The sequence below is a fragment of the Mycobacterium sp. E2462 genome (assembly GCF_001672685.1).
Taxonomy (GTDB): domain Bacteria; phylum Actinomycetota; class Actinomycetes; order Mycobacteriales; family Mycobacteriaceae; genus Mycobacterium.
In genome coordinates this window covers 1-26,623 of record NZ_LZKC01000252.1, presented here as the reverse complement: position 1 = coordinate 26,623, position 26,623 = coordinate 1, and the positions used below count along the sequence as shown (strand labels likewise).

Annotated in this window: 29 protein-coding genes and 1 pseudogene; 12 read left to right on the top strand and 18 right to left on the bottom strand. The window is 69.0% G+C overall.

From position 1 onward, the window contains the following. Positions 1-5: 5 nt before the first annotated feature. The 6 genes from A5714_RS12405 (at position 6) to A5714_RS12380 (ending at position 4,318) form a co-directional block, all read left to right on the top strand. On the top strand, positions 6-1,160 hold the full coding sequence (locus tag A5714_RS12405) for a thiolase family protein (RefSeq protein WP_068285551.1): 1,155 nt from the start codon (positions 6-8) through the stop codon (positions 1,158-1,160). Positions 1,161-1,288: 128 nt separating this feature from the next. Further along, positions 1,289-1,912: a TetR/AcrR family transcriptional regulator gene (locus A5714_RS12400; RefSeq protein WP_068285532.1), complete on the top strand. Its 624-nt coding sequence runs from the start codon at positions 1,289-1,291 to the stop codon at positions 1,910-1,912. Continuing rightward, positions 1,909-2,415: a hypothetical protein gene (locus tag A5714_RS12395; RefSeq protein ID WP_068071149.1), complete on the top strand. Its 507-nt coding sequence runs from the start codon at positions 1,909-1,911 to the stop codon at positions 2,413-2,415. Before A5714_RS12400 ends, A5714_RS12395 begins: the two co-directional genes overlap by 4 nt. Positions 2,416-2,524: 109 nt before the next feature. Next, entirely contained in the window at positions 2,525-3,808 is a 1,284-nt protein-coding gene (locus A5714_RS12390; RefSeq protein ID WP_068285530.1) for a cytochrome P450, read from the top strand. Beyond that, positions 3,805-3,993 carry a ferredoxin gene (locus A5714_RS12385; protein WP_068285528.1) on the top strand — a complete coding sequence of 63 codons (189 nt, stop codon included), beginning with the start codon at positions 3,805-3,807 and terminating at the stop codon, positions 3,991-3,993. Before A5714_RS12390 ends, A5714_RS12385 begins: the two co-directional genes overlap by 4 nt. A gap of 31 nt (positions 3,994-4,024) precedes the next feature. Beyond that, a complete protein-coding gene (locus A5714_RS12380) occupies positions 4,025-4,318 on the top strand; it encodes a DUF1330 domain-containing protein (RefSeq protein ID WP_068071151.1) in 294 nt (97 codons plus the stop codon). A 7-nt stretch (positions 4,319-4,325) separates the two neighbouring features. Here A5714_RS12380 and A5714_RS12375 read toward each other — a convergent pair whose 3' ends face one another. The 7 genes from A5714_RS12375 to A5714_RS12345 all read right to left on the bottom strand — a co-directional run bounded on the left by A5714_RS12375 (position 4,326) and on the right by A5714_RS12345 (position 10,986). Next, positions 4,326-4,523 carry a ferredoxin gene (locus tag A5714_RS12375; protein ID WP_068285525.1) on the bottom strand — a complete coding sequence of 66 codons (198 nt, stop codon included), beginning with the start codon at positions 4,521-4,523 and terminating at the stop codon, positions 4,326-4,328. A gap of 13 nt (positions 4,524-4,536) precedes the next feature. After that, positions 4,537-5,742, bottom strand: a complete 1,206-nt coding sequence (locus A5714_RS12370; RefSeq protein ID WP_068285549.1) for a cytochrome P450 — start codon at positions 5,740-5,742, stop codon at positions 4,537-4,539. A 199-nt stretch (positions 5,743-5,941) separates the two neighbouring features. Further along, entirely contained in the window at positions 5,942-6,748 is an 807-nt protein-coding gene (locus tag A5714_RS12365; protein ID WP_068285546.1) for an NAD(P)-dependent oxidoreductase, read from the bottom strand. After that, positions 6,745-7,635: an alpha/beta fold hydrolase gene (locus tag A5714_RS12360; protein ID WP_068285523.1), complete on the bottom strand. Its 891-nt coding sequence runs from the start codon at positions 7,633-7,635 to the stop codon at positions 6,745-6,747. The genes A5714_RS12365 and A5714_RS12360 overlap by 4 nt, the downstream gene beginning before the upstream one ends. After that, positions 7,632-9,284, bottom strand: a complete 1,653-nt coding sequence (locus A5714_RS12355; RefSeq protein ID WP_068285522.1) for an OB-fold domain-containing protein — start codon at positions 9,282-9,284, stop codon at positions 7,632-7,634. Before A5714_RS12355 ends, A5714_RS12360 begins: the two co-directional genes overlap by 4 nt. A gap of 110 nt (positions 9,285-9,394) precedes the next feature. Then, positions 9,395-9,691 carry a ferredoxin gene (locus A5714_RS12350; RefSeq protein ID WP_068071163.1) on the bottom strand — a complete coding sequence of 99 codons (297 nt, stop codon included), beginning with the start codon at positions 9,689-9,691 and terminating at the stop codon, positions 9,395-9,397. Continuing rightward, positions 9,688-10,986, bottom strand: coding sequence for an NADH-ubiquinone oxidoreductase-F iron-sulfur binding region domain-containing protein (locus A5714_RS12345; protein WP_068285520.1), 1,299 nt, complete (start codon positions 10,984-10,986; stop codon positions 9,688-9,690). Before A5714_RS12345 ends, A5714_RS12350 begins: the two co-directional genes overlap by 4 nt. A 36-nt stretch (positions 10,987-11,022) precedes the next feature. Between A5714_RS12345 and A5714_RS12340 the strand changes: the two genes are divergently transcribed. Then, the gene (locus tag A5714_RS12340) at positions 11,023-11,496 is read left to right on the top strand and encodes a hypothetical protein (RefSeq protein WP_068071167.1); all 474 of its coding nucleotides are present in this window, start codon (positions 11,023-11,025) and stop codon (positions 11,494-11,496) included. Positions 11,497-11,501: 5 nt separating this feature from the next. Here A5714_RS12340 and A5714_RS12335 read toward each other — a convergent pair whose 3' ends face one another. From A5714_RS12335 to A5714_RS12320, 4 genes are read right to left on the bottom strand one after another with little or no spacing between them, the layout of a single operon-like run. Then, the gene (locus A5714_RS12335; RefSeq protein WP_068285519.1) at positions 11,502-12,368 is read right to left on the bottom strand and encodes an alpha/beta fold hydrolase; all 867 of its coding nucleotides are present in this window, start codon (positions 12,366-12,368) and stop codon (positions 11,502-11,504) included. 15 nt (positions 12,369-12,383) lie between these two features. Further along, on the bottom strand, positions 12,384-12,794 hold the full coding sequence (locus A5714_RS12330; RefSeq protein ID WP_068285517.1) for a Rieske 2Fe-2S domain-containing protein: 411 nt from the start codon (positions 12,792-12,794) through the stop codon (positions 12,384-12,386). 1 nt (position 12,795) lies between these two features. Further along, entirely contained in the window at positions 12,796-13,941 is a 1,146-nt protein-coding gene (locus A5714_RS12325) for an amidohydrolase family protein (protein WP_068285516.1), read from the bottom strand. A gap of 27 nt (positions 13,942-13,968) precedes the next feature. After that, positions 13,969-15,060 carry an amidohydrolase family protein gene (locus tag A5714_RS12320; RefSeq protein WP_068285514.1) on the bottom strand — a complete coding sequence of 364 codons (1,092 nt, stop codon included), beginning with the start codon at positions 15,058-15,060 and terminating at the stop codon, positions 13,969-13,971. A gap of 339 nt (positions 15,061-15,399) precedes the next feature. Between A5714_RS12320 and A5714_RS12315 the strand changes: the two genes are divergently transcribed. The 3 genes from A5714_RS12315 (at position 15,400) to A5714_RS12305 (ending at position 18,314) form a co-directional block, all read left to right on the top strand. Beyond that, positions 15,400-16,059, top strand: coding sequence for a nitroreductase family protein (locus A5714_RS12315; protein WP_068285512.1), 660 nt, complete (start codon positions 15,400-15,402; stop codon positions 16,057-16,059). A gap of 85 nt (positions 16,060-16,144) precedes the next feature. Beyond that, a complete protein-coding gene (locus tag A5714_RS12310) occupies positions 16,145-17,143 on the top strand; it encodes an acyl-CoA dehydrogenase family protein (RefSeq protein ID WP_068285510.1) in 999 nt (332 codons plus the stop codon). After that, positions 17,127-18,314: an acyl-CoA dehydrogenase family protein gene (locus A5714_RS12305; RefSeq protein WP_068285506.1), complete on the top strand. Its 1,188-nt coding sequence runs from the start codon at positions 17,127-17,129 to the stop codon at positions 18,312-18,314. The genes A5714_RS12310 and A5714_RS12305 overlap by 17 nt, the downstream gene beginning before the upstream one ends. A gap of 50 nt (positions 18,315-18,364) precedes the next feature. Here A5714_RS12305 and A5714_RS12300 read toward each other — a convergent pair whose 3' ends face one another. The 7 genes from A5714_RS12300 to A5714_RS12270 form a co-directional block, all read right to left on the bottom strand. Next, positions 18,365-18,913, bottom strand: coding sequence for a hypothetical protein (locus A5714_RS12300; protein WP_068285503.1), 549 nt, complete (start codon positions 18,911-18,913; stop codon positions 18,365-18,367). After that, a complete protein-coding gene (locus tag A5714_RS12295; RefSeq protein WP_068285502.1) occupies positions 18,910-19,821 on the bottom strand; it encodes a hypothetical protein in 912 nt (303 codons plus the stop codon). The genes A5714_RS12300 and A5714_RS12295 overlap by 4 nt, the downstream gene beginning before the upstream one ends. 44 nt (positions 19,822-19,865) lie before the next feature. Continuing rightward, on the bottom strand, positions 19,866-20,309 hold the full coding sequence (locus A5714_RS12290) for a hypothetical protein (RefSeq protein ID WP_068071190.1): 444 nt from the start codon (positions 20,307-20,309) through the stop codon (positions 19,866-19,868). Between the two features lie 94 nt (positions 20,310-20,403). Next, positions 20,404-21,768, bottom strand: coding sequence for a cytochrome P450 (locus A5714_RS12285; protein ID WP_068071192.1), 1,365 nt, complete (start codon positions 21,766-21,768; stop codon positions 20,404-20,406). 52 nt (positions 21,769-21,820) lie between these two features. Continuing rightward, positions 21,821-22,021: a ferredoxin gene (locus A5714_RS12280; RefSeq protein WP_068285501.1), complete on the bottom strand. Its 201-nt coding sequence runs from the start codon at positions 22,019-22,021 to the stop codon at positions 21,821-21,823. Positions 22,022-22,068: 47 nt separating this feature from the next. Continuing rightward, the gene (locus A5714_RS12275) at positions 22,069-22,944 is read right to left on the bottom strand and encodes a mycofactocin-coupled SDR family oxidoreductase (protein WP_068285500.1); all 876 of its coding nucleotides are present in this window, start codon (positions 22,942-22,944) and stop codon (positions 22,069-22,071) included. 44 nt (positions 22,945-22,988) lie between these two features. Next, positions 22,989-23,690 carry an SDR family NAD(P)-dependent oxidoreductase gene (locus tag A5714_RS12270; RefSeq protein WP_068071198.1) on the bottom strand — a complete coding sequence of 234 codons (702 nt, stop codon included), beginning with the start codon at positions 23,688-23,690 and terminating at the stop codon, positions 22,989-22,991. Between the two features lie 272 nt (positions 23,691-23,962). Between A5714_RS12270 and A5714_RS12265 the strand changes: the two genes are divergently transcribed. Both A5714_RS12265 and A5714_RS12260 read left to right on the top strand, forming a co-directional pair. Next, a complete protein-coding gene (locus tag A5714_RS12265; RefSeq protein WP_068285497.1) occupies positions 23,963-25,468 on the top strand; it encodes an aldehyde dehydrogenase family protein in 1,506 nt (501 codons plus the stop codon). Continuing rightward, positions 25,465-26,580: pseudogene (locus A5714_RS12260) on the top strand (CaiB/BaiF CoA transferase family protein); the annotation flags it as partial. The gene A5714_RS12265 and the pseudogene A5714_RS12260, both read left to right, overlap by 4 nt. Positions 26,581-26,623 lie beyond the last annotated feature (43 nt).

Here is a 26,623-nt window from a genome sequence, read left to right as displayed (position 1 = left end):
TGAACATGCGCGAGACCGTCATCGTCGAGGCCGTGCGCACGCCCGTCGGCAAGCGCAACGGCGGCCTGTCGGGCACGCACGCCGCCGACCTGTCGGCCGTCGTGCTCAACGAGCTGCTCGACCGCGCCGGCGTCGGCCCGGACATCGTCGACGACGTGGTCTGGGGTTGCGTCTCCCAGGTGGGCGACCAGTCCAGCAACATCGGGCGGTACGCGGTGCTCGCCGCGGGGTGGCCCGAAAGCATCCCGGGCACCACGGTCAACCGCGCCTGCGGGTCTAGTCAGCAGGCGCTCGACTTCGCCGTGCAGGCGGTCATGTCGGGTCATCAGGACGTGGTCGTGGCCGGCGGCGTCGAGGTGATGAGCCGCGTTCCGCTCGGCTCGGCCAGGGCCAGCGGCATGCCATATGGCCCGAAAGTCCTTGCCCGCTATGACGATTTCTCATTCAACCAGGGGCTTTCGGCGGAGCTGATCGCCACGAAGTGGGGGTTGTCGCGCACGCGGCTCGACGAATACTCGGTGCAGTCCCACGAGCGGGCGGCGGCGGCGCAAGACGCCGGCGCGTTCGCCGAACAGATCGTGCCGGTCTTCACCGACGCAACGGCCGACGCCGTCGTCACCGCCGACGAGGGCGTGCGCCGCGGCAGCACCGTCGAGAAGCTCGCGGCGCTCAAGCCCGCGTTCGTCGACGACGGCGTGATCCACGCCGGCAACTCCTCGCAGATCTCCGACGGCGCCGCCGCGCTGTTGGTGATGACGGCCGAGATGGCGGTCGAACTCGGGCTGCGTCCCCTGGTCCGCTACCTCGCGGGGGCGGTCACGGGCGCGGACCCGGTGCTGATGCTGACCGGCCCCATCCCGGCGACCGAGAAGGTGCTCAAGAAGTCGGGGGTGTCGCTGGAACAGGTCGGCGTCTTCGAGGTGAACGAGGCCTTCGCGCCGGTGCCGCTGGCGTGGCTGGCGGAGACGGGCGCGGACCCGGAGCTGCTCAATCCCCTCGGCGGCGCGATCGCCCTCGGCCACCCGCTGGGGGCCTCCGGCGCGGTGTTGCTGACCCGGATGGCACACCACATGCGCGACAACGGGATTCGCTACGGCCTGCAGACCATGTGCGAGGGCGGAGGCACGGCCAACGCCACCCTCGTCGAGTTGGTGGGCTAGCCACCCGCCGGGCCGCAACACGGCCGAGTGACCCTTGTCACAGCGGCCAAACTAACCTACTGTGTGTTCACTAGGTTGGTTCGGCGACGCGCCAACCGCACCACCCGCCAACCGCACAAAGGAGTCCGGTGGCCGTTGCACGGCGCTATGACACGCTTCTCGCCAAGGGCGAGGACCGCAAGCAGCGGATCCTCGATGTGGCGCAGCGGCTCCTGACCCGCAACGGCTGGCGCAGCACGACCCTGGCGCAAATCGCGGGGGAGGCGGGGGTGACGCCCGCGGGATTGCTGCATCACTTCGAGTCGAAGGACCAGTTGCTGCACGCGGTGCTCGACGCCCGCGACCTCGACGACGACACCCACGCCGACCGCACCGGCGACCTGTTCGCCCAGATCGCGCAGGTCGCCGACCGGTTTCACCGGGCGCCCGAGATGGTGGGCACGTTCACGGTGCTGCTGGTCGAAAACATCCTGCCCGACGCGCCCCTGCACGACCGGATGCTGGCCAGGCATCGGGCCGCGACCGACATCGTCGCCGAGCTGATCCGCCGCGGTCAGTCCGACGGGCGCTACCGCGCCGACATAGACCCCACCGTCAAGGCCGTAGAGATCCTCGCCTTCGTCCACGGAATGGAAACCACATGGCTACTCGATCCTTCGATACCCCTGCCCGAGGTGTTCAAGCAGTACGCGGAGACGCTGGCGCGGGACTTCGCGCCCTCCCCGACGCAGAGCCCGAGCGAGGCGCCATGAGGTATCGGCTCGACGTGGTCGCCGCCACCGTCACCGACGTCGTGCGGTTCGCCGGCGGCTGGCTCTTCGACCGGTCGATGGCCGGGTGGGACGTCACCGTGCTGGTCGCGGACCATCCCGACGCCCGGCCGCTACAGATCGTCGGCGCGCAGGTCCAAGATCTCGAGGACGCGCTGGCCGCGGCGCAGTCGCGCCCGCGCCCCCAGGCGCTGGCCGCGGCGGCGGACCTGTTCGGATGCGACGCGCGCGTGCGCCAAGGTGTGCTGCAGGCCCTCGACCACGGCGTCACCGAGGTCACGCTGTGGGGGGAGAACTGGCCGGCGGAACTCGACGACAGCGTCGGACTGGTGCAGCACCGCCTGAGCATGGCCGCGCGGACGTTCAAGGCGCAGGCGCTGGCCGCCGCGGCCCTGCCGCAGGTCCCGGTCGGTGCCGTCGAGGTCTTCCGCAGCGGCCTGCTGGCGTGGCCCTCCGTGGCCGCCGACCTCGTTCCCGCGGGCTGACGCGCTACCACCCGGGCCGGGGCGCGTTGACGACCACCGGGCCGTATGGAAATGTAATACTCATCTGCGAGAGGCACATTCTCATCAGTTGAGATTCGAGGAGCGGAAGATGGCGAGCGAATTCTCCGAGTTGGACTTCTTCCGCGGGACCGAGCTGGTCGACGACCCGTACCCGTACTACGAGGCGCTGCGCAGCACCTGCCCCGTCACGCGTGAAGGCCGGCACGGGGTGACCATGGTGACCGGCTGGGACGAGGCCTGCGCGGTGCTCAACGACCCGGAGACGTGGTCGTCGTGCAACTCGGTGACCGGCCCGTTTCCCGGTTTCCCGGTGTCGCTGGAGGGCCTGGGGGACAGCGACATCACCGACCTGATCAATGAGCACCGCGACAAGCTGCCGTTCAGCGACCAGTTGCCCACCCTCGACCCGCCCACCCACACCAATCACCGCTCGCTGCTGATGCGGCTGATCACGCCGAAGCGCCTCAAGGAGAACGAGGACGCCATGTGGGCGCTCGCCGACCAGGCCCTGGACGCCTACCTGGCGCCCGGCCGCGGCGACTTCATCAAGGGCTTCGCGAGCCCGTTCACGTTGCTGGTCATCGCCGACCTGCTCGGCGTGCCGCTGGAGGACCGGGACAAGTTCGTCAAGGGCATCCGCGAGCACTCGGGCGGCGGCGTCGGCGGCACCGGCAAGGAATCGCTGGCGCACAGCCCGCTGGAGTTCCTCTACGGGCTGTTCTCGGACTACGTCCGCGACCGCCGGCGCGACCCGCGCGACGACGTGCTGACCGGTCTGGCGACGGCCACCTACCCCGACGGGTCCATCCCGGAGGTCGAGGACGTGGCCCGCGTCGCCAGCAACGTGTTCTCCGCGGGGCAGGAGACCACCGTGCGCCTGCTCGGCGCCGCCTTGCAGACGCTCGGTGAGCGGCCCGACATTCAAGCCCAGCTGCGCAAGGACCGCAGCTTGATCCCCAACTTCATCGAGGAGTCGCTGCGCCACGAGAGCCCGGTCAAGGGTGACTTCCGGCTGAACCGCAGGCCGGTCAGCGTCGGCGGGGTCGACCTGCCCGCCGGCACCACCGTGATGATCGTGCAGGCCGCGGCGAACCGGGATCCGCGCCGGTTCGACGATCCCGCCGCATTCGATCCGGCCCGCAAAAACGCGCGCCAGCACATCGCGTTCGGCCGGGGCATCCACAGCTGCCCGGGGGCTCCGCTGGCGCGCGCCGAAACCCGGGTGGCGATCGAGCGGTTGTTGGACCGCACCGGCGAGATCCGGATCGACGAGGGCGTCCACGGACCGGCGAATCACCGTCGCTATCAATACGTTCCGACCTACATCCTGCGGGGACTGACGGAACTGCACCTGGAGTTCACGCCGGCATGAAGGTGTGGGTGGACGACCAGCGCTGTCGCGGGCACGGGATGTGTCTCACGCTGTGCCCGGACGTGTTCAGCCTCACCGACGACGGCTACGCCGAGGCGATAGATGCCGACGTGCCGGCCGAATTCGAGTCCGCGACGCAGGAGGCCATCGAGTGCTGTCCCGAGCAGGCGATCGCCGAGCGATGACGAAACCACCACAAACGCAGGGAGATTCGTGATGGCGCAGGGGCGCAAAGGCTATGTCATCTTGACCGAGGCGATCAAGGACCCCGACGGCATGAAGGCCTACGCCCGGGCGGCCGGGTCCGCCATGACCGGCGCGACCGTCCTCGCGGTGGACACCGCGCCCGAGGTCGTCGAAGGCGCCTGGCACGGCGATCAGACCGTGCTGCTGGAGTTTGAGTCGGTCGAGGCCGCCCGCGCCTGGTACGAATCCGAGGGCTACCAGCAGGCGGCGAAACTGCGGCAGGCGGCTGCCGACTGCAACGCGGTCATCCTCGGCGGACTCTGAGGGCCGGTCACTCCACGATCGAGATGGCCTGTCGCGGGCACTGACGGACCGCCTCGCGCACGTCCGATTCGATCTCCGGGGTGACGACTTCCTGATGCACGGTCAGCATGTCGTCGTCGCCGAGTTCGAAGATGTCGGGGTTGATCCCCATGCAGACGCCGTTGCTTTCGCACAGGCCCCAGTCGATGTCGATCTTCTTCGTCATCGCGATACCGCCTTCAGGCAAGGATTTTGACGGGGACGTTCTGCCAGCCGGCGACGTTTTGCATGTGCACGCGCTGCAGGCCGTCCCAGTCCACTTCGTAGCGGGGCATGAATTCGACCAGCCGCTCCAAGGCGATGCGGCTCTCCATGCGGGCCAGGGCCGCGCCGAGGCAACTGTGGATCCCGTAGCCGAGGCCCACGTGCTGCGCCTCGGTCTGGTCGCGTTCGATGTCGAAGGTGTCACCGTCGGTGAAGGCGTCCGAGTCGCGGTTGGCCGAGGCGCCGATCAGGAAGACGGGCTTGCCCGGCGGGATCACGCCGCCGCTGACGTGGGCCTCCTTGAGGGTGTAGCGGACGTTGTATTGCACCGGGCCCTCGTAGCGCAACAGTTCCTCCACGGCCCCGGGAATCTTGTCCGGGTCGTCCTGCAGCTTCTGCCACTGCTCGGGGTGCCGCGCGAAGATCACCGCCGCGTTGCCCAGCAGTTTGGTGACGGTCTCGGCCCCGGCGCCGCCCAGCAGGGTGGCGAAACCGGTGATCTCGATGTCGTCCAGCTTGCGCAATTGGCCGTCCGCACCGGGGATTTCGGCGGCGATCAGTCGACTGATCATGTCGTCCTGCGGGTTTTCGCGCCGCTCCTGGACCAGGGTGAAGTAGTACATCGCGGTGTCGATGTTGGCCTGCATCCCGGCCTCGCTGACCTCGATCTGGCCCGGCTCCCGGTGCAAGCTGGCGTCGATCCAGTGCCGCACCTGCTGGCGATACTCCTCGGGCACGCCCGCCATTCTGGTGATGACCTCGACCGGGAACGGTCCGGAGAAGTCCTGGACGACGTCGAAGCGGTCGCCGTGCACGGCGCCGAGGTACTTGTCGATGACCTCGACGACGGTGTCGCGCTGGGACTGGATGGCCCGCGGCGTGAAGGCCTTATTGAGCAGGCTGCGCATGTGCCGGTGCTCCGGCGGGTCCATGAAGATGATCGACTTCTGCTCGGGGGGCAGGCCCTTGCGCACCATCGACAGATCGCAGCCGCGCGCCGAGGAATACGTCTCGTAGTCCTTGAAGGCGGCCGCCACGTCCTCGTGCCGGGTCAGCGCGTAGAAGTCTTCCTTCTCGTCGTAATACAGCGGGGCTTCCTCGCGCATTCGCCGATAGATGTCGAAGGGGTTGTTGAAGTAGTCCTCGGAAAATGGATCGAAGACAACCGTCGGCTTTGTCACGGACATCCTCCTCAGGCGGCGAGGGCGGGCTGAATCCTTTACAGCGGGGTGGCTGACTGTAACGGTAACGGTAACTCTTTCGTGGCGAACCGGAAAGCACCAAAACGCCGCCACGTCAGACGCTCTTGGCCGCCGCGAGGTGTGTCATCTATCGCACGGCGCCGGGCCCCGGAACGTCCTCCCGCGGGGCGCGCGGCGCTCACCGCGGGTGGCCCAGCAACGTCAGCGCGGCGTCCGCCGCATCGAGGACGGCACCCGCGTGGGCGCCGGCGCCGTCGGCGAGGTCGACCACCAGCCGGACGTCCTTGCGCAGTAGGCCACCCGCGACGCCCGCCAGGCGGTCCAATCCCCCAATGCCGCCAAGGGCGTTCAGCGCGAAGCTGTTTGCGCTGCCCCGCGACACCACCTCGGTGAGGCGCTCGGGGGAGACGCCGAGCTGCTCTGCCAACGCCAGGGTGGTCGCCGCGGTGGCCAGGTTCGCGGTGAACAGCAAGTTGTTGAGCAGCTTGGTGGTCTGCCCCGAACCCAATGCCCCCAGGTGGACGACCGGGTCGGCGTAGGTCTCGAAGACGGGTCGGCAGCGCTCGACGACGTCGCCCGCTCCGCCGACCATCACCATCAGCCGGCCCTGTTCGGCCGCCGGGCCGCCGCCGCTGACCGGGGCATCGATCACCGAGACGCCCTGTGCGGCGGCCCTTTCGGCCAGCCTGCGGCAGGTGTCGGGATGCACGGTGCTGTGCACAGCGAGCACGCCGCCGGACGGCATCGCCGACAACACACCGCCGGCGAGCTCGTCGACGTCGGCGTCGGCGACCACGCACAGGCACACCAGGTCGCTGGCCGCGCCGAGCTCGGCCGGGGACCCCGCGATGTTCGCGGCGGTGTCGGCGAAGGGTTCGAGGGTCTCGGCTCGCCGGGCCCACAGCGTGATCGGGTAGCCGCCGTCGGCGATGCGCCGCGCCATGGGGGCGCCCTGGCTGCCCAGGCCGATGAAGCCGACTCTCATTGCGGCGTCCCCGTCGGCACCGGCGGCGTCGCCCCCGACAGGCATTCGCCGAAGAACGCCAGCACCCGCGCGTGATACGCGGGCGCCGTGTACCCCAGGCTCATGTTGTGGCCGGCGTCGGGTTGCCGGTAGCTGGTGAACCGGGGCGCGCCCGAGAACAGGGATTCGATCTCGGCGACCTCGGAAGTGTCGTGCTGCCAGACCTTTTCGTGCTCGGCGACGCTGAATTGCACGGGGACGGTGACGGCGGGGGCCAGCGCGGGGAAGTCCTGGCGGCCCCAATCCGACACCATCTGCTCCTCGTAGGCCGGTGCCGTCGGCGACACGGTGGCGCCCCTGAGCACCTCGGGGGGATACAGCGCCTCCGGGTGCCAGAGCAGTTCCCGCAGGCCGGCCGGACGGCGCTCGCGAGTGGCCGCTTTCAGGATCTCGCGGGCCGCGGGGTGATAGTGCCGGCCGGTGCCGGCCAGTTCGATGCCCAGCAGGTCGACGCCGCGCTCGTCGGCGGCCATCCTCAAGACCAGCTCACAGCCCCCGGAATGACCCACCAGGAACATCCCGGCGCCGCGGGGCCGGTCGCCCAGGATGCGATCGACCGCCGCGTACGCCAGGTCGACCCGCTGCGCGGGGCGCGCCATCGCCTCGGGGTAGGGGGCCGAGCTGCCGTAGCCGGGCCGGTCGAGCGCGATCACCGTGAACCCGGCCGCGGCCCCGGCCCGCGCGAAGGACAGCGAGGGATGACCGGGACAGTCGAAGTAGAGCGCGGTGGTGCCGCCGCCGTGCAGGGCGACGATGACGGCGGCCGGTTGCTCGGCCTCGGCGATGAGCGCCGACATCGGCACGCCGGCGACGATGACCAGCCTCGGCCGGGGCGCGGGCTGGCTCATGCGTCGGACCGCAACAGCAGCACTCCGCTGGGCGTGAGCCCGCCGCTGCTCACGACGCCGACGCGCGCGTCGGTGACCTGCCGGTCGCCGGCCTCCCCGCGCAGCTGGGTGACAGCCTCGTGGATCAGGCCCATGCCGTGGGTGCGCCCGTGGGAGAGCTGACCGCCGTGGGTGTTCAGCGGCAGCTGGCCGTCGCGGGCGATGTTCTTACCGCCGTCGAGGAAGTCCTTGGCCTCGCCGATGCCGCAGAATCCCAGCGCCTCGATCCACGACAGGCAATTCATGGTGAACCCGTCGTACAGTTCGGCGACGTCGACGTCGGTCGGTCGTAGCGAGGTGCGGGTCCATAGGTGCGCCGCCTGGCCGAGCACCTGCGGCTCGTGCGTCAATGTGCTTTGGTCCCAATCGATTCGCTCGATGATCTGGGTTCCCACCGCCTCCACCAGCACGGGCGGCTTGGCCAGGTCCCGGGCGGCGTCCACGGCCGACACGATAACCGCGATCGCCCCGTCGCACGGCACGTCGCAGTCGTAGAGGCCGAACGGCGTCGTGATGGGCCGCGCGCCCAGGTAGTCCTCCATCGTCAGGGGGGACCGGTACACCGCGGTCGGGTTGAGCTCGGCGTTGGCGCGTTGGTTGAGCGCGATCCAGCCCAGCGTCTCGCGCGTCGTGCCGTATCGATGAAAGTGGCGCTGCGCGTTCATGGCCAGGGTGTGGGCCGCCGACGTGGCCCCGAACGGGAACTGCCAACCCGCCATCCGGCCCATCGACGGGGTGATCTTGCCCTGCTTCATCAGCTCGTTGTGGCTCGCTTCCCACAGGGTGCGAAAGCACAGCACGTGGCGGGCCAGGCCGCCGGCGACCGCGAGCATCGCGGCGATCACCGACCCGCCCGGGCCGAACGTCTCGATCCCGCCGTTGTGCCAGGTGGGCCGGATTCCCAGGGCGGCCTCGAGGGCGGTCACGCCGCCCTCGCCGAAGCCCCCGACGTTACCGGCGCCCGGGTAGGTCGACAGGCCGTCGATGTCGTCGAAGGTCAGGCCGGCGTCGGCGATCGCCGCCTCGCACGCCTGCACCGTCAGCGACAGCGGCGGCTGCATCAGCCGCCGCCCGATCGGAGACATGCCGATCCCGGTGAGGGCGACCTTGTCCTCGAACTTCTCCGCGGTCACCATGGGCCGGACGTAGTCACCGAAGCGTTCCGGCGCGATCTCGTCGACCGGCGGCGCGCCGGCGTCGGCAGCGGCGCTGGGCTTGAACAGCGGCAACCACACGTCGTCGGCGTGTTCGAAGACGACCTCGACCGGCTGGCCCAGCTGCAATCGTTCGGGATCGGCCTCGACGATGTTGGTGGTCAGCCGGACCCGCGGGTCCTCGGCGATCGCGACCTGCGCGACCACGTACGGCGCCGGCATGCCGGGCAGGCTGAACCGGTGATTGACGGTGAAGCCGGCGAGCGTCGCCTTTCCCGAGACCGCCCGCACCCCGATGTCGCGGGAGCGGCAGTAGCGGCACACCGGGGCCGGCGGGTGGAGGAGCGACGCGCAGGCGCGGCATTCCTGCAGGCGCAACGTGCCGTCCGCGCCGGAGGTCCAGAAGAACTCGTTGTCCTGCGTGATCAACGGCAGCGGACGTCCGGGTGCTGACACGTCACCTCCGAGGGTCGCCCCCCGAAGCCGCGGAGGACCGTTATTCGAATACGAGAATCACGTTATCACCCGCGCCCGCCGCGATCGAGAACGCCGGCGCGGGCCCGGAGCTATCGGGTGAAGCCCCACTCCGCCTCGTTGTCCTCGGTCCGGACGCGCGCGGCCGGGTCGTCGGCGTCGGTCAGTGGCGGATGCGCGGCGCCGCGGCGACGCTCCCCGAGCTCGGTGATGGCGTGCACCGGGCAGTCCAGCAGCGCGCGCAGGACCGCGTCGCGGTCCCCCTCGGCCACGGTGCCGTCGCCGACGAGCGCGGCGTAACCCCAGTCGTCCAGCGAAAAGTACCCGGGCGCGTGCTTGGCGCAGATGCCGAAGCCGTCGCACACCGTGCGGTCCAACCGGATCCTCATGCGTGCCTCCCGGCTTCCGCCTCGTAGGGCCGCTCGGTGCGCGGTGCGTCGTGCGTGCACTGCGGGCACGCCCCGGCCAGATGCGCCGCGACCTCGCCCGGGAACTGGTCGAGCAGGCTGGCGGCGACGTTGGTGGCGGCGTCCAGCGTCGCGCAGGCCCCGCGCCCCCGCAGCGTCACCGACCAGCGGCGCAACCGGTCGACGTCGGCGGTCGTCGCCGCGCCGTCGCGCAACGCGCCCGCGGCGGCGGCCATCGCGGCCGTCCCGTTGAAGCACGACCCGCACTGCCCGGCGTTTTCACGGTCGAAATACCCCAGCACCGCCGCGGCGACCGCGACGGGGCAGTCTTGGGTGATCAGGGAGATCGCGCCGCACCCCAGCCCGCTGCCGATGCCGCGCATGGTCTCGTGGTCCAGGCGCGTATCGAGCACCGAGCGGTTCAACAACCCCGCGAAGTACCCACCCATCAGCGCGCCGCGCAGCTGCTCAGTCGCAACCCCATGCAGCGCAAGCAAATCGGTGAATGCCAGGCCATGCGGTAACTCGTAGAGCACCGGCGGCCGGCCCGCCCCGGTGATGGTGGCCAGGAAGGTCCCCGGGGACAGCGCGGTGCCCTGCGCCCGGAACTCCGCCGCGCCCCGCGCCTGCAGGTAGGGCAGGTTGGCCAGGGTCTCGACGTTGCTCACCAGCGTGGGGCGCTCCCCGACCCCCGCCTCGAACGGCCGGGGCGGCTTGTCGGTCGGCTTGGCCGGACCCCCGTTGATCAGCTGCACCGCGGCGGTCTCCTCGCCGGCGACGTAGCCGGACGGCACCGTCGACAGGCGCACCGCCACGTCGCCGAGGGCGCCGCGATCGAGCTCGCCCAGCGCGGTCTCGACGCTGTGTGCGGCCTCCGGGTCGGAAACGTACACGTAGGCTTCGTCGGCGCCGACGATCGCCGCCGCCAACCGCAGGCCGTCCAGGACGAGGTGGGGCCGGTTGCGCAGCAGCCACCGGTCCTTGATCGACGCCGGTTCTCCCTCTTCGCCGTTGGCGACCACGACGGTGCCCGCGCCGAGCCGCCCGTTGTCGCGTACCGCGCGCAGCTTCACCGCCAGCGGGAAGGCCGCCCCGCCCCGGCCGAGCAGGCCGCTGGCGGCGACCTCGCTCAGCAGGGCCTCGGCGTCGGCGAGCGGCCGGTACCCGCCCGACCGCCCGTAGTTGGCGAGGTCCTCGCGCGCCGAGACCGTCAGCAAGCGCGGCGGGCAGCCCGGGAGCGTGGCGGTGGCGATGGTCGCGGATTCGGTGGTGTTCACGGCTGGCCTGACGTCGTCGTGGTTAGGCTTGCGCGCATGCGAACTGCGGTGGTGCGCGTCAACGTCGATCCGGGCGGCGGCCTGTCCCCGGCGCAACTACGCGACGGCATGACGGCGCTCCTGCAACGCGCGGCCGAGGCCGGCGTCGACGTGGTGGACAGCGACCTCGTGGCCATGCCGGTCACCCGCCGCGAGGTGGAACTGCTGATCGCCTCCGACGACGGCGAACAGGCGCGGCGCGCGGCAATCACGCTCTGCGCGAACGTGTTCGGCGCCTCCCCGGTGCCGGGGGTCACCACGTTCATCAGCCGCGGGACCGACGACGACGCGCACGGCGTGCTGTCCGCGTTCGGCCTCACCGGCGAGATCGCGCGCACCCCCGGCGACGACGGGTTCGACATCGTGCACGTGACGCTGCGCGAGGCGGACCTCGACCGCATCCCGGAAAGCCGGGTGCACACGGCGCTGGAGGCGTCGCTGAATTGTGAGGTCCACATTCGCACCGTGTGACACCATCACTTGCCCAAAAAGTCCAGGATGGCGGGCGCCGCCTGCACCCACGTGTCGAACATGTTGAAGTGCTTGACCCGCCCCGCGGCGCGGTCCTCCGAGGCGCGCTCCCAGGCGTCCTCCGGCCACGGCGGGTCGATGAGCGTGGATCCCTTGATCAGGCAGCTGACCTCGAGCGAGGTCCGCTTGGGGTGATCCAGGTCGTTCTCGCCGCCGCGAATGATCAACGTGGGCACCCGGATTTGGTCGAACATCTCGTCCTCGACCCCGGGGATCGTCTGCCCCGGCTTGGAGACGAAGGCGTTGAGCCAGCGCATCATCACCTTGAGGAATTCGTCGCGGTCGAAATCGAGCAGCCGCTGCTTGTTGGCCGGGTTCTGCTCGATGCGATCCCGCCACTCCTGGACCTTCGCCACGCCCTCCATCCCGGTGCCGCGCACCGCGAGGATGCTCGGGATGATGTAGAAAGACCCCAGGACGAAGGTGCCGTAGACCCCGCCGACGATGTTCCACACCACCAACTTCTCGACGAGTTCCGGGTAGAGCATCGCGGTCAGCATGGAATCCCTTGCGCCGCCGGACCCGCCGGCCAGGATGCACCGGTCGACGCCGAGCTCGCCGAGCAGCCCGCGCAGCGTTTCGGCGCGCATGTGTGACTCGCTTTGGCCGTAGAACTGCACGTCGGAGGCGCCGCAGTTGGGTCGGTCCCACAGCAGGATCCGATAGCCCCCCGCCGCGAGCGCCTCCGCCAGCGGCCGCAGGCCCTCGATGTCCTTGCTGAACCGGCCGCCCGGCGTCAACACGATGAGATCACCACCGCCGCCCAAGATTTCGTAGACGACGTCTCCCCCGTTGACTTCGATCGCTGGCACCCGATTCTCCTGTGGTTAGGCCATCACCAGAACGTCGTTGCCGACGACCCGCACCGGGTAGGTGCGGATGCTCCACTCCGGCTTGACCGCGGTGGTGCCGGTCGCCAGCTCGAATCCCCATTGGTGCCAGGGACAGTAGATGTACTCGAGGTCGCGCACCATCACCGAGTCCCCGGGCGCCGTTTCGTCGACGACCGTGCGGCCCCGGGCGCGGCCGGAGCACAGCGGACCGCCCTGATGTGGGCAGTAATTCGCGATGGCGTAGAAGCTGCCGTTGACGTTGTACACGCCGACGCCGTGCCGCCCGATCGGCACCAATTTGTGGGTGCCCGGCGGGATCTCGTCCACCGTGGCCACGACGTGCTCGCGGCCCTGGGCGAGGCGGGGTTGGGGCCGACTGGTCGCGGGCCCTTGGTCGGTCGTCAACTCAGAGCACCCGGACTTGGCCCTCGAGGACCGGCACCGTCTCGGGGAGGTGATAGGTCGCGATGCCGTTCTTGTACATCACCGCGTCGCGCGCCGCTTTGGGGAGGTGCTTGACCAGCCAGCGCGGGTCGTCGAAGGTCCAGTGCGGGTAGTCCGACGAGAACAGCAGGATCTTCTCGCATTCCATCCACTCCAGGGCGCGGGTCAACTCGGTCTTGTCCTCCGGGTAGTCCAGCGGCTGGGTGGTGAACTTGATGTGGTCCTTGACGTATTCCGACGGCTTACGCTTGATGTCGACCCAGGACTTGCGGGCCTCGTAGATCGAATCCATCCGCCACATCAACGGCAGGATCCAACTGAATGCGTGCTCGACGAACACGATGCGCAGGGTCGGGAACCGGTCGAAGACCCCGTCGAAGATCAGGCTCATCACCTGGTTGGCCGCCAGCAGCGAGTAGGTGACCATGAAGTCGTGGTTGTAGCTGGGGAACCCGACGGGTGGGGTGGGTAGTTCGTCGAACTGACTGCGCGACAGGTGGCAGCTCACCGTGATGTCGTGCTTGGTGGCGGCCGCCCAGATCGGGTCGTATTTGGGGTGGCCCCACGACGGCCGCGGCTCGGCCTTGATCAGGATCTGAGCCATGTATGGGTGGCCCGCCCACTTCTCGATCTCGGCGGCGGAGGCGTCGGGCTCTTCGATGGCGATGCAGATCGAGCCGCGCCACCGCTGGTGCCAGTTGTTGTGGCCGTCCAGCCAGTGGTTGGCCTGCCAGTCGTTGAGCGCCGACGACATCGCGTGTTGCGCCTCGGGCAGGCGCGCCGGGTAGGCGGCGGGTTCCAGGATCGCGATGTCCGAGCCGGCCTCCATGATCAGCTGGCGAAACGCCAAATCCGGATCGCTGCAGGGAAATTCGCCGTTAGCGGGAAAGGAGTCCACGCGCATCGCGTAGGAATGGGCGTAGTCGGGGGCGTCGTAGTAGATCTGCTCGCCCACGGTGCGGGTGAGGAAGTACTTGCTGCGCCAGGGTTCCTGGATGTAGGGGAGGAGCTCGCCGCGCTTGGGGGCCGGGTGGACATCGGAGTCGACACACCGGACGGCGATGCGCTCGGCAGCGGGGACCCGCTCGTGGGAATGGGTCAAGGTCATCTCGATCTCCTCGCTCCTGACTTGCCTCTACTGTGCGCCCACCGCGGCGGGGATGTCTATGCCGTAGAGCCTGGCCGCGTTGCGCCAGCACACCTTGTCGCGCTGCTCGGCGGAGAGCGCGCCGGGCAGCTTTCTGACGTCGCCGCACTGCCAGTGCGGATAGCTGGAGCCGAACATCACCATGTCCTCCTTGCCGGTGAAGCCGAACCACTCGCCCGCGAACTCGACGTCGCCGGGACCGTCGAGGCTGCCCTGCACGAAGTACACGTGGTCCGGCAGGTAGTCGCTGGGAATCCGTGGCGCCCAGGGCGTCTGCTCGAGGTGCGGCCGCCCGAAGGTGTCCATCCGCCAGATGAACGGCGTCACGAAGTCCGCGGCCCCGTCGGCCCATACGAACCGCAGGCCCTCGAAGCGCTCGAAGACGCCCTCGGCGATGATGTTCATCAGGTGGTACAGGTAGTTCAGCGCCATGAAGCTGACGTATTGCTCATACGTGCGGGTGTTGCCGGACGGCGTCGGTGGGAACGCGACGCCCGAGCCGACTTCGATGTGCACCGCGACCGGCAGGCCGGCGTCGACCGCGGCCTCCCACAGCGGCCAGAACTGTGGCTTGCCGTAGAGCTCGCGGGATTGCAGCGGTATCCCGATCTGCACCACCCGCGGGTGTGTGCGCCACTTGTCGATTTCGCGCAGCGCGCCGGCGATGTCGTCGGGGTTCACTCGGATCGTGCCCCGGAACCGGTTGCCGAACTCGTCGGAGTCCAACCAGCGCGACACCATCATCTCGTTGTGCGCGGCGTGCAACGCGCTGCCCAGGTGCCGGTCGGGCATGATGCCCCGCGCCATCGGGTGCAGGACCGCGACGTCCACGCCTCGCTTCGAAAACAGCTCGTTGGCAACGAAATCCGGGTCTGATCCCGGGTACCGACGGTCGGGCCCCTCGGTGTTGGGCGCGTATTCGCCGCCGGGAGCGCCGTACCAGTCCATCTCGTAGTCCGGAAAGCCGCGGCTCTTGAACGGCTCGCGCAGGGTCTTACGCAGTTCCTTGTTCGAGGGAAAGAAGATGTGCACGCTGGCGTCGATCACCGGCGTGCTCGTTCCGTCGGCGTGTTCGATCACCAGGGCCGCCCCGGCTGGTGCGGACGGGCCGCCGATCGTGCGTCAGAGCCGGTCATAAGCTAGGTAACCTAACATTCTCGTCAGCTGCCTATCAACGTTTCCGGTAAGCGTTTCGATTACTGCTTGCGCTGGTAGGGGCGGTTTTGCGGACTTGCGGGTAATTAACGTTCTTGAATGTGGATAATACCATTCTCGGGTTGGCGTCCGGGAGGCGTCGTCGGCCACGCCGATGAACCCGTACCTGCGCGCGACCGCACGCCGCGCGGCCCCCGGTCGACGGTGGACCGGCCGCGGCAGCCGTGAAATATCTTGTGAGGCAACAGGGGTGGAGGAGGGCTGATGGCCGGGGCAAGTGGAGACGTCTGGGAAGTCATGTCGACCGCGCGGACGATCCGGCGGTTCACCGACGAGCCCGTGGCCGACGCGGTTCTGGGGCGCTGCCTGGAAGCGGCCCGGTGGGCGCCGTCCGGCGCCAACGCCCAGGGCCGGCGCTTCATCGTGCTGCGCTCGCCCGAGCTGCGCGCCGTGGTGGCCGAGGCCGCCGCCCACGCGCTGGAAGTGATCGAGCCGGTCTACGGGATGAGCCGGCCCGCCGCCGACGACCGCAGCCGTCGGGCGCGCACCTATCGCGCAATCTACGAATTGCACGACCGCGCCGGTGAGTTCACGTCGGTGCTCTTCGTTCAACAGCACTACCCGACGGCATCGGAGCTGCTGCTGGGCGGCTCGATCTTTCCCGCCATGCAGAATTTCCTGCTGGCCGCCCGCGCGCAGGGCCTGGGCGCGTGCCTGACCGGCTGGGCCTCCTACGGCGGGGAACCTCTGCTGCGCGAGGCCGTCGGGATACCCGGGGGTTGGCTGATCGCGGGCCACATCGTGGTCGGCTGGCCCAGGGGCCGGCATGGTCCGCTTCGTCGACGCCCGCTGGCGGAGTTCGTCAACGTCGATCGGTGGGATTGCGCCGCTGACGGCGCGCTGGTCGACCGCGCCCCGGTGTGACCGCGTAGCCAGAATCTGAGATCATCCCTTTCCGGAACCGAGAATGATATTCTCGCAGCGACGGTGATGACGGGAGGTCGCGCGGATGCTGCTGGAATTCGATGCCGATCAGCGGTTGTGGCAGAAGACGGTGCGCGACGCCGTCGGCAAGCAGTGCCCGCCCTCGTTGGTGCGCGGCGTCGCCGAGCAGGGGGTGGACCCGAGTCCGCTGTGGAAGTCCTACGTCGACCAGGGCTGGACCGAGCTCGCCGACCCGGAAAGCACGGTCGAACTGGCCATAGTCCTCGAAGAGCTCGGGCATGCGACCGACCCCACCCCGTTCCTGGCGACCATGAGCCAATACGCCCCGTTGGCCGGGGACCGGTTCGACCCGCACGAATCGGGGACCGCCGTGTACCACGGCGTGGCGGCGCACCGCGACGCCCAGGGCTGGATCCTGGACGGCACGGCGCGGCACGTCCTCGACGGGGACCGGGTCGAACGGCTGGCCGTGGTGACCGACGCCGGAGTGTTCCTCGCCGACGCGAACCAGGTGTCGGCGCGCCGTTCGGCGGTGTTCGATCCCGTGCTGCACATCGCCGACCTGTCGTTCGACGGGGTCCGGGTGCCCGAGACCGCGCGGCGCACAGTGGACGGCGAGCGCGCGCGGCACGTCGCGCTGGCGGGCATGGCGATCACCATGGTCGGCGCCTGTCAGCGCATCCTCGACCTGGTGCTCGAACACGTGAGCAGCCGCCACCAATTCGGGGTGCCCATCGGGTCGTTCCAGGCCGTGCAGCACAAGGCCGCCGACATGCACGTCGCGGTGCAAAGAGCCAGGGCGCTGGCGTATTTCGCGGCGTTGACGATCGCCGCCGACGATCCGCGGCGCCGGCTGGCCGCGGCGATGGCCAAGGCGTCGGCGGGCGAATGCCAGTCGCTGGTGTTCCGGCACGGCCTGCAACTGCACGGCGCCATGGGCTTCACGTGGGAGAACGACCTGCAGTTCGCGCTCAAGCGCGCCAAGGCGGGTGAGCACATGCTCGGCGGGGCGGCCGAACACCGTGCCAGGATCGCGGAGGAATACCGTGCAGCTGACTTTTGACGCCGACGTCGAGGCGTTCCGCACGGAGTTCGCGGCGTTCCTCGACGAAAACCTGCCCGACGCAACGCAAACGCTGGAACGTCCGCGATCCGTGTCGCACATGCCGCAGTGGGCTCGCCGCTGGCAGCGGCTGCTGTTCGACAACGGCTGGCTGCTGCCGGGTCAGCCGCCCGAGTTCGGGGGGCGCAACGCCTCGGTGGTCCAGCAGTTCGTCCACCTCGACGAGTTGTGTCGCCGGCGGATCTACCACAGCTTCAATCCCCAGGGCGTCAACATCGTTGCCGCGTCGTTGCTTTCGTTCGGCACCGACGAACAGAAGCGGCGTTGGGCGGTCCCGATCCTGCGGGCCGAAATGACCGCGTCGCTGGGTATGAGCGAGCCGAGCGCCGGTTCCGATCTTGCTTCGCTGCGCACCCGGGCGGTGCTCTCGTCTGACCCGCAGGGCGACCACTTCGTGGTCAACGGGCAGAAGGTTTGGACGTCGGGCGCCCACGACGCGGACGTGCTGCTGACGTTCGTGCGGACCAACCCGGAGGCGCCGAAACACCAGGGCATCAGCGCGTTGCTCATCCCCACCGACACCCCGGGCGTCGTGCGGCGTCCCTTCGCGTCGATCTGCGGGGCGGACGACCTCGATTTCAACGAGGTGTTCTTCACCGACGCGCGGGTGCCCGCCGAGAATCTCGTCGGTGAGCTCGACCAGGGTTGGCGGGTCGCCAACGGATCGCTGGGTCACGAGCGCACCATGATGTGGCTCGGCTTCGCCGACCGGCTCGACAACGTGATCGCCGATTTCCACCCGGCCACCGAGCTCGAGCGCGACCAGTACGCCACCACCATCATGGACAAACAGGCGCTGCGCCTGCTGGGTTCGGTGGCGCTGGCCCGCGCCGCCCGCGGTGAGGACGACGTGGCCGCGATCTCCGTGCTCAAGCTGCTGGGGTCGGAGGCGGAGTTGCGCGGCACCGAACACGCGCTGTCTTCGGCCGGTGCCGACGGGCTGGTGCACCCCGGTCAGAGCGGCCCGTACGCGCCGATGAACCTTGACCACTACTTCGGCAGCTGGTTCGACCGCTTCGCCCGCAGCTTCTCGGGGACCATCGCCGGCGGCACGTCAGAGATTCAGCGCAACATCATCGCCCAGCGAGTGCTCGGGCTGCCCCGCGGCTAGCGGTTGCGCCGACCGAAAACCTCTGCGCCGCAATACGTGCCGCGCGACCGTCAGACCGGGTCGAACTTCGTGATCAGCCAGGTGCCGTTGACCCTGTTCAGCGTCACCAGCACGCTGCTGGACGCCATCGCCGGGTCGGGATTGTCCTTGCTGGTGGTGCTCTGGTCCACCAGCACCAGCACGACGGCGGAATCCGCGTGCAGTTCGGACACCGCGGCGCCCAGGACGCGAGCGTTGGTTTTCAGCGCCTTCTGTCTGGCCGCCGGCGCGACGATCTGCTCGGTGAACTGGTTGTAGTAGGACAGAAAGTCCCCGGACAGGTGCGACTTCGCGGCGGCGAAATCCCGGTCGAGCGAATCGGGCGAGTAGGACAACATCGCGACCGTTCCGTCCGAGGCCGCGTTGACGACCGTGGTCGCGACGCGGGCGTCGGTCTGCCTGTCCGGCCGGTACTGCGTGAAGTACAGCCAGGCCGCCGTGCCGCCGGAGCCCAACAACAGCGAAATCAGGAGCAGGGGGATGACTTTCACCCGGCGCGCGGGACGCGATTGCGCCGGCTCGGACGAGTCATCGGTGCGGGCGACCTTGCGCGGGTTCACGGCACGAACTCCACGTTCGACATCTTGTACTGGCCGCCGTCGTCGGTGACGGTGACCTTGAGACGCCAGTTGCGCGGCTCATTGTTGGCGCCGGCCGCGTTGGTGATCCGCGAGGTGGCCGCCACGAGCACCAGCGCCGAATTGCCGTTGATCGACTGGACCGCCGCCGCGTTCACGGTTCCCTGGGTTACCACCTTGGACTGTTCGACGACCGTGGTGAAATCCTTTGCGCGCTGGGCGAAGTCGTCCCTGAACTGGCCGGTCGAGCTGTCGAGCACCCGCTGGACGTCCTCCTTGGCGCGGTTGAAGTCCAGTGACGTCATGTTCACGACCCCCTGTCGCGCCCCCGCGAGGAACTTCGCGACGCGCTCGTTGCGCTTGCCGTCCTCGGCGTGCTGCCAGACCATGTACGCGCTGGCCCCGACGAACGCGAGGATCAGGACGACGGCGGCCGCCTTCCACAGCACGGCCAGCGACGGCGCCCGCAGGCGGCGCCGCGCCGGGGCCGGCTCCGCCGCCGCCTCGTCGTCGGCGCCGTCCGCGGTGTCCGTCTCGGCGGGTTCGCTCACCTCGTCGTCGGCGTCGGCAGCGTCGGCTGTGTGGGCGGCGGCGTCGGGAGTGTCGGCGACCGCCTGGGCGGGCTGTTCGGCCGCCGTGTCCGCGACCCCGGTTGCTTGCCCGGTGTCGTCGGCCGTCGCGCCGTCCGCGGCTGTGTCTTTCGCTCCTTGCGCCGCCGCGTCGTCGGCGGCCTGCGCCTCGCGCCGCAGGCGCGCCGCACGGGCGCGGGCGCGGGCCGCGGCCGCCAGCGCTTCGGCTTCGGCGGCTTCCGCTTCGGCTTCGGCGATCAACGCCATCGTCTCGGCCTTCGAGGGAGTCGAATCTCGCGGCGGTTTCTTCGCCTCAGCCATCCCGGTTACTACCTATCTCTGATCGACCGACTCCGCGCACGCGGCTACCATCGCACGAGCGAGATGGGATAACTAGTGGCGCCCCCCGGTCCGCCGCCGCAACCGGTGTCGAACGTCGAATCGACCTGGCCCGCAAGCGTCACCGCGTCCCAGGAGTAGACGTCGTGCGAGGGAAAGAATTGGACGACGCAGCGCACGCCGTCGGGCACGTCGACGGCCAGCGTGTAGCGGCCGTTGTCCAGATGCGCCTCGCCGCGCCACGGCGCGGCCTGCCCGTTGGGTTGTGGCGTCGCGTAGACGGCGACGCAGCCGGGGCCCTTGGGTGTGCACGGGTTGATCGACCAGATCCAGCTGTGGCCGGGATCGCGGTTGGTGTCCAGCCGGTAATTGCCGAGCAGCATGTCCGCGCGGGCAGTCGGCGTGGCGGTCAACGCGACCGTGGCCAGCGCAGCGCCCGCAACAAATGTCCTCACCGATGCGTCTCCCATCTCCGCGTAGCCGCCTGGAGAAAATATAGGTCGCGGTCACGCTGACCAGGCCCACTCGCGCAAATTGCCGCCCCGCCTCGAGGGTGCCGAGGGGCTAATCGATGACGGCCGCTTCCTTGCGCTCGGTGATCGGCCGGGCGAGTTCCTGCTCGTCACAGATCCGCTGCAGCTTCTCCAGGGTCTCGTCCAGTCCCGCACCGACCCGCGGGCCGGGCGTGAAGTCGGCCGGCAGCTTGCGCATGCCCTGGATGACGCCGATCGTCTCGTAGTGGACGGTGCGCTGCGGGTCGCAACGGTAGTCCGGCATCCGGTCGAGCACCGCCGTCAGCATCGACTTGAACACCGTTCGCGCCACGTTGGACCCGATGCAGCGGTGAATGCCCAGCCCGAAACTGAAGTGCCGGTTGCCCTTGCGGTCCAACACGATGGTGTCGGGGTCGTGGAACACCGCGGGGTCCCGGTTGGCCATCGCCCACGAAATCCACAGGCGTTCACCCTCTTTGAACTGCGTCCCGTCGAGTTCGACGTCCTCGGCGAAGGTCCGGCCATCCCCGGCGGCGGGGGTGAAATAGCGCAAGAACTCCTCGGTCGCCGGGTCGAGCAGGGTGTCGCGCTGCCGGCTCAGCACATCCCGCTGGTCGGGGTGTTCGGACAGCCACTCCAGCGAGTGGGCGGTGAGGGCGGTGGTGGTATCGAAGCCGCCCCCGATCACCAGGCCCAGGTTGCCCAGGATCTCCAGCTCCGGCGCCGGTTGGCCGTCGATGCGCATCTGCAGCAACGCGTTGACGATGCCGGGGCGCGGGTTCTCCTTGATCTCGATCATGGTGTTGACCATGTCCAGGCCCATCTGCCGGTGCATCTCGGTGACCCGCTCGATGTCCGGGGAGTGTTCGGGGGTGTAGACCGCCGCGTGGACCGGCTCGCTGTACATGTTCCACTTCTTCAGCGGGATGCCCAGCATCGCCAGCGTCAGCACCGCGGGTACGACGTTGGCCAGGTCGTCGACGAAGTCGATGTGGCCTTGCTCGATCTTCTCGTCGAGGCAGGCGCGCACCACGTCGTCGATGAACGGCTCCCAGCGCTTCACCGCTGCCGGCGACAGGTACGGGTTGAGCACGGTGCGGTAGGTGCGGTGTTCGGGGTCGTCCATCTCCAGGATGCCGCCGCGCACCACACTCGCGCGCCGGGCTTTGGGGATCGAAATACCTTGGTAGCCGCGGCGTTCGGAGTTGATGTCGTGATCGTTGGACACCGCGGGGCAGCGGGCCAGCTCGAAGACCTCGTGGCTGCCCGCCGCCACCCAATGACCCCCGTAGGTTTCGGTCCAGGCCATCGGGCACTTCTCGTGCATCTCCTTGGTGATCGCCGTGAACCGGGAGCGGTACTCGGCGGAATGCCGATCGAAGTGGTACTCGTTCTTCTTGCGATCGCGCTCGCTCACGACGTCGTCGACACTCAAAGCTCTGTCTCCCTGGATCTTTGGTTGAGTTGCTGCCCGGGTGGGTGGGGTCTCAGGCGTCCTCGGTGATGGTGATGGCCTGCTCCGGACACGAGTGGGCGGCCTCGCGCACCTGGTCCTGGTGATCCGCGGGCACCACCTCGTCGATCGCCGACGCGCTGCCGTCGATGTCGCTGAGCTCGAACGAATCCGGGGCGATCATCGCGCACAGGGTATGTCCTTGGCAGCGTTGCGAATCCACCGATACCTTCACGGGTTGTCTCCTCTCACCTGATGTTCGCGGCCGGTCCGGAGGCGGCACTAGTGGTGGTAGTCGTACCACTTCAAATAGCCACCGGCGTCGACACGCAACTGCATGCCAGTCACGTATCGGGCCTCGTCGGAGGCCAGCCACAACACGGCGTTGCTGATGTCCTCGGGCTCGACGAACGCAATCTTCATCGCCTGCTGCACGCCGAACACGGGTTCGGCGTCGGCGCGCGTGGGGTGTTCGAGGTCCGGCCGAAACGACCGGTACATCGGGTCGCTCTGCAGCATCGGGGTGTTGGTGTTCGTGGGATGCACGACGTTGGCGCGAATCCCCAACGGCGCCAGTTCCGTTGCCAAATCGTGGACGTAACGCGCGATCGCGCGCTTGGAGTGGACGTAGGCCATTCCGCCGGGGTCGTTGCCCGGGACGTCCTTCTTGGCGGTGTCCATCAACGCCGCCGTCGAGCCGGTGGCGATGATCGAGGCCCCGGCGCGCAGGTGCGGGAGCGCGACCTGGATAGCGTTGATGGTGCCGATCATGTTGGTGTTGATGACGTCGGTCCACGCCTGCAGCGGCGGTTGACCTTTCATGCCGGCGACGCCGGCCTGCGCCACCACGATGTCGAGTTCACCGAACTCGGCGAGACCGGCGTCCAGCGCCGCGCGCAGTTGGGTGGCGTCGCGGACGTCGGCCTGGGCGGTCACGATCGCCTGCCCGGTCTTCTCGACGAGCCGGGCCGTCTCGTCCAGGTCCTCCCGGCAGGCCAGCGGATAACCGATGGTGTCGATGTCGCGACACAGGTCGACGGCGATGATGTTGGCGCCCTCCTCGGCCAGCCGCACCGCGTGGGCGCGGCCCTGGCCGCGCGCCGCGCCGGTGATGAAGGCGACCTTGCCTGCAACGCGACCCCGTGCGCCGTCGTCCACCGCTTCTCCTTCTCGATTGGTTGCCGGGCGGAGCGCCCGAAAGCTCAGGTGTTTCGGCCGCCGTTGACGCCGAGGATCTGCCCGGTGATGTATCCGGCCTCCTCGGATACCAGGAACGCGCAGGCCGCCGCGATGTCCTCGGGCCGGCCGATGCGGCGCACCGGCGTGCGGGCGATGGTCTCGTCGATGTCACCGAGGAAGCCGTTCTTCTCGGCCGCGCGCAGCATCGGGGTGTCGATGAAGCCGGGCGGGACGGCGTTGACCGTGATGCCGCTGGGACCGTATTCGAGGGCCAGCGACTTGGTGAGCCCGTTGACGGCGGACTTGGCGGCCACGTAGTGGCTCATGTACGGCGCGCCGGAGTGGGTGCTCGACGAGGAGATGTTGACGATCCGGCCCCAGCCGGCCTCGACCATGTCCGGGAGCACCGCCTGGATCATGTGGAAGACGCCGTGCAGGTTGACGTCGATCACCCGCTGCCAGTCCTCGAACGAGATGTTGGTGAATCGCTTGAAGCCGTCCAGGCCCGCGGCATTGACCAGGACCGCCACCGGACCCAGCTGGCTGCGGATGGCCGACAACGCGGCGTCCACCTGACCCCGGTCCGTCACGTCGGCGGTGAATCCGCGGTCGGGGTCCGACGGCCGGAGGTCGATGGTGGCGACGTCCAGGCCGTCGGCGCGCAGGCGGTTCGCCACGGCCAGGCCGATACCGGAGCCGCCGCCGGTGACCACCGCAGTCTTCATCGCTTCGCCTTCACTTCACCGGGGGCCATTTCGATCACAAAAGAATCTCCCTTGCAATTATGAGAACCTTACTCTCCGGGCGAAGCGGCGTGCAACAGACCGCCGAAACCACGGTCAGCCTGCGGCGAAGGAAATCTTAAGGCCTCGCGCGGCGCGGCACGAGCATGTCGGTCTCGTTTCTCAGCTTTCTTGAATTATCGAGACTCGAATGTAAGATTCGCCGGGGAAGAGAATGAAGTTATCGTGACACGGACCACAGCAGGGGGTAGGGAATGGCAGCTCAGGACACCGCCGAGGCCGCCGCGAGCGCCCTCGCGCCTGAGTCGTCCGTCGACCGTCGCCTCCTGATCGACGGCCGGCTGGTCGCCACGGATAAGACGTTTCCCTCGATCAACCCCGCCACGGGCGCCGTCATCGGGCACGCGCCCGACGCCGGTGTCGCGCAGGCCCACGCCGCGATCGCCGCGGCTCGACGCGCCTTCGACAGCACGGGCTGGGCCACCGACGTCGAGCTGCGGATCCGCTGCCTCGATCAGCTGCACCAGGCATTGCTCGACCACGCCGAGGAGCTGCGGGAGCTGACCATCGCGGAGGTGGGCGCCACCCGAGCCTTGACGCAGGGTGCGCAGCTCGACGATCCGATCGCCATCGTCCGGTTCTACGCCGACCTGCTGCGCACCTACGAGTTCACGCAGGATCTCGGCACCCGGGAGTCGCGCGGCATGCTGCACGACCGGTGGGTGGAAAAGGAAGCGGCCGGCGTGGTGGGCGCCATCATCGCCTACAACTATCCGAATCAGCTCGCCCTGGCCAAGCTGGCGCCCGCGCTGGCCGCGGGCTGCACGGTGGTGCTCAAGGGCGCGCCGGACACGCCGCTGGTCACGCTGGCGCTCGGCGAGTTGATCGCCAACCACACCGACATTCCCGCCGGGGTGGTCAACGTGCTCAGTTCGTCGGACCCGGCCGCCGGGGTGGCGCTGACCACCAGTCCCGACGTCGACGTCGTCACCTTCACCGGATCGACCGCCGTCGGCCGCAAGATCATGGCCGCGGCCAGCGACACCGTCAAGCGGGTCTTCCTCGAGCTGGGTGGCAAGTCGGCGGTCATCATGCTCGACGACGCCGACTTCGCGAGCGCAGCGATGTTCGCCGCGTTCAGCATGGTCACCCACGCCGGGCAGGGTTGCGCGCTCACCTCGCGGCTGTTGGTGCCCAGGGCGCACCACGACGAGATCGTCGAGCTGATCGCCGGGAATTTCGCCCACGTGCGCCACGGCGATCCGGCGGAACCGAAGACCTACATGGGCCCGCTGATCAACGAGCGGCAGCGCGACAAGGTCGACGCGATGGTGCAGCGGGCGGTGGCCGCCGGCGCGACGCTGGTCACCGGCGGCAAACGGCTCGACCCCGGCTTCTTCTACGCTCCGACGCTGCTGACCAACGTCGACCCGGACAGCGAGATCGCCCAGGAGGAGATTTTCGGGCCGGTGCTCGTCGTCATCGCGTTCGACGACGATGACGAGGCGGTGCGCATCGCCAACAACTCGATCTACGGGCTGGCCGGGGCCGTGTTCAGTCGCGACCAGGACCGCGCGCTCGGGGTGGCGCGCCGGATCCGGGCCGGGTCGTTCTCGGTCAACGGCGGCAACTACTTCGGCGCCGACAGCCCGTTCGGTGGCTTCAAGCAGTCCGGCGTTGGCCGCGAGATGGGCGTCGCCGGCCTCGAGGAGTTCCTGGAGAGCAAGACCTTCGCGGTCCCGGCGGGGGCCCGCGCGTGAGGCCGCTGGAAGGTATCCGGGTCCTGGAGGTCGCGATGTACGGGTTCGTCCCGTCGGCGGGCGCCGTGCTCGCCGAGTGGGGCGCCGACGTGGTCAAGGTCGAACACGCGGTGACCGGCGACCCGCAGCGTGGGCTCCGGCAGACCGGGATGCTGCGCGTCGAAGGTGATCCGAACCCCAACATCGAACACGCCAACCGCGGCAAGCGCAGCATCGGGCTGGACATGTCGGTGCCCGAGGGCAAAGAGGTGCTCTACGAGTTGGCGCGCCGCGCCGACGTCTTCTTGACCAGCTTCCTGCCCGATCATCGGCGCAGGTTCGGCATCGACGTGGACGACATCCGCGCCGTGAACCCCGGCGTCGTCTACGCGCGCGGCAGCGCGCTCGGCCCGCGCGGCGAGGAGTCGACCAGGGGCGGCTACGACATGACCGCCTTCTGGTGCCGCGCCGGGACCGCCGCCACCATCACCCCCGCGGGGATGCCGGGCATGATCGCCCCGCCGGGGCCCGCCTACGGCGACACGATTTCCGGAACCAACCTCGCCGGCGGCATCGCGGCGGCGCTGCTCAAACGGGAACGCACCGGTGAACCGTCCGTCGTGGACGTGTCGCTGCTGGGCAGCGGTCTGTGGTCCATGGGTCACACCGTCGCGCTCACCAACCATCTGCAGCAGCGGATGGAGGCGCCGCCGCCGGGCGTGCACGGCGCACCGAACAACCCGTTGGTGGGGCTGTACACCACGGCGGACGGTCGCTACATCTCCTTCGTGATGATGCAGCCCACCAAGTTCTGGGCCGACGTGTGCCGGCACGTCGAGCTGCCGGAGCTGGCCGACGACCCCCGCTTCGCGACGGTGCAGGACATCGCCGCGAACACCGCGGAGGCGGTCGAGCTGTTGACCAAGGCCATCGCCACCCGCACGCTCACCGAGTGGACTGAACGCTTCGCCACGCTGTCCGGCCCGTGGGCGCCCGTGCAGGACACCCTGCAGGCCGCCGCCGACGCCCAGATCCGCGCGAACGAGTACATCGTGCAGGCCGGGCAATTGGAATTGGTCGCGAATCCGGTCCAGTTCGACGTCGCGGCGCCGCAGACCGGCACCTCCGTTGGTGGGCTGAAACATCGCTGAGGGCTCCGGAATCAGGTGACGGCGC